At 59.7% G+C, this 6,856-nt stretch carries 6 protein-coding genes; 1 reads left to right on the top strand and 5 read right to left on the bottom strand.

Going from position 1 to position 6,856, the window contains the following annotated elements; genetic code table 11:
* Positions 1-1,366, top strand: a 1,366-nt coding sequence (locus AC2FNU_RS23110; RefSeq protein WP_496793226.1) for a glycine cleavage T C-terminal barrel domain-containing protein, incomplete at its 5' end; no start/stop codon positions are given.
* Between the two features lie 68 nt (positions 1,367-1,434).
* On the opposite strand, the gene AC2FNU_RS23115 is transcribed toward AC2FNU_RS23110, so the two are convergent.
* The 5 genes from AC2FNU_RS23115 to AC2FNU_RS23135 form a co-directional block, all read right to left on the bottom strand.
* A complete protein-coding gene (locus tag AC2FNU_RS23115) occupies positions 1,435-2,427 on the bottom strand; it encodes a GlxA family transcriptional regulator (protein ID WP_496793229.1) in 993 nt (330 codons plus the stop codon).
* A gap of 53 nt (positions 2,428-2,480) precedes the next feature.
* Positions 2,481-3,737: an aminotransferase class V-fold PLP-dependent enzyme gene (locus AC2FNU_RS23120; RefSeq protein WP_496793234.1), complete on the bottom strand. Its 1,257-nt coding sequence runs from the start codon at positions 3,735-3,737 to the stop codon at positions 2,481-2,483.
* Positions 3,738-3,756: 19 nt separating this feature from the next.
* Complete coding sequence (locus AC2FNU_RS23125) at positions 3,757-4,770, bottom strand: glutamate cyclase domain-containing protein (protein WP_496793238.1); 1,014 nt, start codon at positions 4,768-4,770, stop codon at positions 3,757-3,759.
* A complete protein-coding gene (locus AC2FNU_RS23130) occupies positions 4,771-6,033 on the bottom strand; it encodes a PLP-dependent aminotransferase family protein (RefSeq protein ID WP_496793242.1) in 1,263 nt (420 codons plus the stop codon). It abuts the gene before it with no gap.
* Positions 6,030-6,856 (bottom strand): aldehyde dehydrogenase family protein (locus AC2FNU_RS23135; protein ID WP_496793245.1); only part of this gene is annotated, 827 nt, incomplete at its 5' end. The genes AC2FNU_RS23130 and AC2FNU_RS23135, both read right to left, overlap by 4 nt.

Consider the following 6,856-nt stretch of genomic DNA (forward strand, 5'->3'; position numbering starts at 1 on the left):
GACCGGGATCCAGAACGGCCCCGGCGCGGGAAAGGCGCTGGCCGAATGGATTATGAACGGTCACATGACCATGGACCTGACCGATGTGGACAGCCGCCGCATCGTGCCGGGCCTGAACGCCCGTAGCTATACTGCGACCAAGGCCGCCGAAACGCTCGGGCACGCCTATGCGATGCACTGGCCTTATCTGCGCAAGACTGAGGCACGTGGTTTGCGGCGGACGCCTTACTACACGCATCTACGCGATGCGAGGGCACAGTTTGGCAGCGCCAATGGTTGGGAACGCCCGCTCTACTATGGCCGTGAGATGACGGATGGGTTCGGACGCGAGCCGTGGTTCGACGATTGGCAGGCTGAACATCAGGCACTGCGCACTGATCTGGGCTGCATCGACCTGACCTTTGGCCGGTTCGTCGTGGACGGGCAGGACGCCGAGGCGCAGATGCAACGGCTTTGCGGGGCCAATATGGCTGTCGCGCCGGGTACTTTGATCTATACCCACATGTTCAACCCGCAAGGCGGGATCGAAGCGGATGTGACCGTCGCGCGGCTCAGCACATCCCAATATTTGGTCATGGCGTCTGCCGGGGCTGAACCGCAGACCGAATATTGGCTGAAAACGCAGCTGACAGGCACCTCGGTTTCCGTCGTCAACGTCACCTCATCCGAGGCCACGCTGGCCCTGATGGGCCCGCGAGCGCGGGAATTCTTGGCCGGGCTGACGGACACTGATCTGTCGAATGACGCCTTCCCGTTCGGATCGTGGCAATCCCTGCATGTTGGTCACGCGCCGGTTCGCGCCCAGCGGATCACATATGTGGGCGAGTTGGGATGGGAATTGCACATCCCCGCCGAATTCGCCCAGCAAGTGTTCGAGACCATCATGGCCGCCCCTGACACACCGCGACTGTGCGGTGGTATGTCGGTTGACAGCTGCCGGATCGAAAAAGGCTTCCGCCACTGGGGCCACGACATCGGTCCGCATGACAGCCCGGTAGACAGTGGCCTGACTTTTGCATGTGATTTCACCACTGACTTTACGGGTAAAGAGGCCATCGTTGCTCGCAAATCGGCAGGCCCTGCAAACCGTTTGCTGTCGCTGCGGCTCGACGATCCAGACGCGTTGATCTTTGGAAAGGAACCCATCCTGTGCGATGGGCAAATCGTTGGGCGTTTAACCTCGGCCAGCTATGGCTGGAGCGTTGGCGGGGCCGTTGGCTTGGGTTATGTTTCGCGGCCCGAAGGCATGACGATGAAAGCCCTTGCGGCACGCAGCTATCAGGTGAAGGTGGCGGGACGGTCTGTAACGGCACAGGCCAGCCTGCGCCCGCTCTACGACCCGGACAACGCCCGGATGCGCGGTTGAGCAAATTGGGAGAAGTGTTCAGATCACAACGTGGTCAGAACACCTCTACCAACGGCTAAATGCCGGTCTTAAGGCGCGCTCTGCTCGATATGCGGTGAGATTCCGAATTGCCGACGGTACAGCTTTGAAAAATGGCTGGCCGAGGAAAAGCCGCATGCGACGGCGACGTCGATTACACTCATATGGGTCTGCTGTAACAGCACACGTGCTCTGTCCAACCGTAGGTTCGTCATGTAGGTTTTTGGTGTACATCCCAGATAACGCGCAAACAAACGCTCCAGCTGGCGCGTAGATATTCCAACTTGTTGCGCAAGCATGGATGTAGGGATAGGATCTTCCAGACTGTCTTGGATCACCGCGACCGCCCTTGAGAGTTTTTCGTTCCTATGCTGCAATCGGCAACGGTCAGTCATAGTTTGACGGCTATCGCCCGGTCGCACCGACGCGCACAGCAGGTCGTCCGCAACACGGTTCGAAATCGCCGCGCCCGCTGTTTGCCGAATTAAGGCCAGGAACAGATCAAGCGTCGCGGCCCCGCCGGCGCTGGACAGGAAATTGGCCTCCTCTTCATAGATTGTACAGACAGGGTCCAGTTTCAGGAAGCTTTCCTCAAAAACCGGCTGCAAGCGCCAATGCGCGCAGATCTTGCCTTTTTGCGCCAATCCTATAAGGGCCAGATAAAGCGCTCCCCCACCCAGGCCGCAAAGCCGAGCCCCTTGCCGGGCGGCTTTGCGAAGCCAGGCATTGATCTTTTCCGATGTTTGCGTTTTCTGGGTGTCGATGGAGGCGCATACGACTATGCAATCGCCATTCTGGACCGCTGGCAGTGAGCCCTCAACCGCGATGTTCATTCCCGCTGATGACACCACTGGGGCGCCATCTTCGCTGACAATCTGCCAGCGGAACAAAATTTGCTCCGCCGCTTTGTTGGCGGCGGCCAATGCGTCAACGCCAGAGCCCAGATCAAGTGCCGAAAACCCCGGCATGGCAAGGAAGATGAAGCGCTTCAGTTCAACCGGGCAACCCCGGCTTATTTTGAACTCTGAATCGAAGTGCCCCATCCTGATCATCCTGCCTTACAGAAACGTTTCAGTTCGGTTGATGTGCGGGACCGTCAATCGCCACCCAGTTCTTTGACCGCAGCGAGAAGACGGGCGATTTCCTGCTCTGTGTTGTAGTGGCAAAACGAAATTCGGATACAGTCAGGAAGCCCCAGCGGTGTCAGAACATTGCCCGAATAGTGGTCCGCCTTGCGGGTGTGGGTGCGGATGCCTTGCTGGTTCAGAACTTCAACCACGTCTTCCGAGGCTTTGTCTTTAACCACAATCGAGACCAACCCCTCGCGCGCCGGGTTTTCTGCCCCAGCCAAAATGGTCACGTGATCCATGTCGCGCAGTCCCGGCAGGTTGCCTGTGCCGTTGATGGCGGTGTTGGTCAGGTGCGTTTCATAGTCGTGAATAGCGTGACCCGCGGCCTCGATCCGCTTGCGAGGGTCGGTTTCATCCGAAACTTCGCCACCCAGCCAATCAAAGTAAGACACCACATCCGATACTGTCGCGTAAGACCCGGTGTCGCGGGTGCCGAACTCCCACCCTGTGGCGGGTGCGTCGATCAGCATATCATGCGGCAGAGCGCTTAGCTTGTCAGAGATCCAGGCAATGCCATAGCCATGGCGCGAGAAAACTTTGTAGGGCGAGATCGCGTAGCCATCGACATTATATGCGTCCAGGTCCAACTGTCCGTGTGCGGCGTGCTGAATGCCGTCAACAACAATCAGACAGTCTGGCGCAACCGCCCGAATGGCCGCCGAAATTGCCGCAACATCCATACCCATGCCCGTGACGGGTGACGCATGCAGGATCGTCGCCACGGCCACATCCGGGGTCATAAGTGCGGCATAGTCCTGAGGTGTTACCAGACCTGTTTCATTGTCATGGGGCACGTTCACATAGTCCAGACCCGCAATCTCGGCCCAACGCCGTGCCGCACTGCGGGTGGCCGGGTGCTCGATCGACGATCCGATCACCTTGGCCCCCTTTGGCGCGGCCAGGCAGGCCGTGCGGATCATGCGGAACAACAATTCCGTCCCGCTTTCCCCGGCAAAGAACTGACCGGACGAAGCGTTCATGAATACGGCCAGATCTTGCTTGGCCTTGTTGATCACGTTCTGAGTGCCCTGCCCCGCTGGATTGATACGGCCCGGATTGTCCGGGATCGCTGCATAGAAAGCGGAGGTTTCCGCGACCGATTTCAGCGTCAACGCACCACCTGCGTTCTCGAAAAAGATCCGTTCACCTTGAAACGGGCAGGAGTCAACATGCGCGAACCGGTTGCGGATTGCATCGATGAGGGCGGGATTGTCTTGGATCATTGTTCAGTCCTGTAAGTTTTCAGAGCGCGCGGCTCACGATCGTACGGCAGAGCTCGGCCACCGCGATATGGCTTTGGCGTGGGAAACCGTCGACACTGTCATCGACGATCCCGTGGGTTGAGTTGATCAGGCCGCTGGCAACCATCGTATCAAGCAATAGGGCCTCTCGGTCTGGTGTGTGCAGCAGTTTCGCGTCACCCGCACGAGCGGCCATTGCAGCGGCAATTGCGGTGCAGCCCCAGTTGGAACATGCGGCCGTCACCAGCACATCACAGCTGGTCACTGCCCCAATGCCACCGCCGCATCCGCATTGGCACTTATCTCCGTACGGTACGTGTGCCTTGACGTGGTCGGCAACTTTGCCCATGCCGATCTCGTTGCCGCCATCACCAACAGCGACGACTGGAATGCCACGCTCCAGCGCCAGATCGAACAGGAAGTCAACACGCGCGCGGCCCATGCCATAGTCGATACCGCGCATGGAATGATAAACACCAAAATCATTGCGCCCCACCCGTTCTGTCGAGAACAGCAGATCGGGGTTCAGGTCTGCCAGCAGCGTTTCTGCCTGCGCCAGCCCGCCTGCGTCATCGGTGGCGTAAGGCAACATCACAATCGTGGCGAGGCTTTTGTCGGCCTTGGCAATCGCCGCCTGTTCCAGCGTCACCGGGAACAACCCCGCTGCCTGACAGGTGTTGCGGATTGCGGGCAGCAGAGTTTCTTCGCACAACATCACGCAGGTCACGTTCCGCGCCAGCACCAATGCCCTTGCAATCGCCGCCGCACCCGAGGGGCCATCGTTTTCACCAAGATCCGGCGTGATCCAGGCGCGCGAAACCGAACCGGTGGTCAGTATAACCGTTCCACCCTCGGGCACTGCCATCAGCGCGTCTGCCGCAGCGCCGACCAACGACCGACCTTCCAGCGCGCGCGCGGCCTCGAACAAGTGCTCGACGCCACGCTCGCCCATGTCGATATTCACCAACTGATCCAGCCGGTTGTCCAGTCGGGTGATCAGAGTCGTATCGGCCATTCACGTGTCTCCAAACAGTGTTGCCGCGAACCATGTCTTGTCGTGCAAGTGCTGCGCCGTCTGGCGCATTGCCGACATCAAACAGTCAGCCACCGCCATAGCGCCCCCGGCACGGGCCACGGCACCGGATGTTGGTTTCAACCGGATCGAAACACGCCCTCCGGGTTGGCCATGTGTATTGACCGTCACAATGCCCTTGTCACGCAGCATCAACATTCCAATCGCAGCCGTCACTTCGGCAGGGACAACGTCAGCCTTTTCAATTTCGGCCATGCCAAGGACGATCTCCATCGCGTCTTGTTCGTCAATCTTCGGACCAAGCGCCGAGCGTGTCACTCGATCCGTCCCAAGCGCAGATTCCAAGGCGGTCGCAAGGTCTTGCCCGTCCTGTGCCTCTTGCAGCAACAATTCCGGAGTGAACCCCTGCAAGCTGCGCATTGCACCAACAGCAACGGGCGCGCGGGCTTCCATGCCCAATTCGCTTGCTTTGGCCTGCACGGGGACCAACACAACCGGGTCGCCACAAAGAACTCCGGCGCGCGGGCCGGACAAACCTGCCTTGTCCGCATTGGTGATGACCAGATCGGCCCCAAAGGAAAGCGACGCCCCACCGCCATGCAGAACAGGGCGGAACCGCGCCCCGTAAGCGTCATCAAGGAACGTGACGCAGCCCGCATTTTTGCCTGCCGACACCGCGTCACGGATCAGGTCATCGCTCAGCATGGACAGCTCGGAGGTGACAGGCGTGATCACAAACAACGCCGGGCTGACCTCGGCTAACGCCTGTTCGACAGACTCCAGATCGTGAACTTCGCGGACCTGCACATTGGCCAGCCGCGCTCCGCGCAGAACCGAGGCATGGCTCCGGTCACCTTTTGCGACCAACGACAATACTGGCTTGCCTGCGGAATGCGCCAGTACAGTAGCAACGATCCCGGCGCTTGTACGGTTCACCACCGCTGCAGCCTCGTGCCCTTGCCCACCCATATGAGCGATTGCGGCTTGGCGCAGTTCTTCGCCAAAAAGGCCGGGACCAATCCATTCTTCGCACAGCAGGCTCAGATCGTCCGGCGTCGCTGGGTAGAACCGCAGGTTCCCAGTACAAATGGCGATCTTGTCGATACCTTCGCGTGCCACGAAATCTGCAGCAACGCGACCCGCCTGCGTCAGCCTGCGCACCTCATCCGCTGAACCTTGCAACAGCGAACCCCGGGCATATCCCACACCCGGGTCAAGGGCATTGCCGAAGCGATCCGTGCTCACGCGCCACCCTCGATGTTGATGGTGACACATTTGCGGTAAGTGTAGGCTTCAAGCGCGCCCTCAATCGAGTATTCGCTGCCCATGCCCGATTGCTTGGTGCCGCCATAGGACATGCCCGGGATCTGCCCACCGCCCTGATTGACCTGTATCCAGCCCGCATCGATGGCACGCGTCAGGCGCGTGATGCGGCTGACATCATGGGTAAACAGAAACGCGGCAAGCCCGTAATGGGTGTCATTGGCCATCGCGATCACATCTTCTTCGGTCTCGAAGGGGATGGCGACCATGACCGGGCCGAACACCTCTTCCCGCGCAATGCGCCAAGTGTTGTCGACACCGGTAATGATCGTCGGGTTGGGACAGAAGCCAGCCGGGTCCGCGGCCGGAGTTTCCCCGATCAGGAAGGTGGCGCCTTCGGCTTCGGCCTCAGCCACGTATGCTCGAATCTCGCCATAACGTTCGGCGTTCACGACCGCGCCCATATCCACATCCGGATCCAGCGCGTCGCCCACTTTCAAAGCTGCCGATTTCTCGGCAACCTTGGGCATAAGTTCGTCCCAGATATCCTTGTGCACAAACAAACGCGACCCGGCGGTGCAGCTTTGACCCTGACGGGCAAAGCGCATGGCATTCGCCACCTGTTGCGCCGTGCTTTCCAAGCGCCCATCGGCAATGGCGTCGGGGAACACGATTGTGGGGGACTTACCGCCCAGTTCCAGCGTCAGCTTGGCGATGCGATCTGCCGTGGCCTTGCCAATCAGTTTGCCGACCTCGCTTGAACCGGTAAAGGACACCTTGTCGATGCCCGGGTGCGAAGCAAGCG

The organism is Ruegeria sp. BHSB064 (assembly GCF_059613205.1).

Coding starts and splice junctions, on each gene's coding strand:
- AC2FNU_RS23115 (WP_496793229.1), bottom strand. CDS start 2,427: ATGGGGCACTTCGATTCAGAGTTCAAAATAAGCCGGGGTTGCCCGGTT.
- AC2FNU_RS23120 (WP_496793234.1), bottom strand. CDS start 3,737: ATGATCCAAGACAATCCCGCCCTCATCGATGCAATCCGCAACCGGTTC.
- AC2FNU_RS23125 (WP_496793238.1), bottom strand. CDS start 4,770: ATGGCCGATACGACTCTGATCACCCGACTGGACAACCGGCTGGATCAG.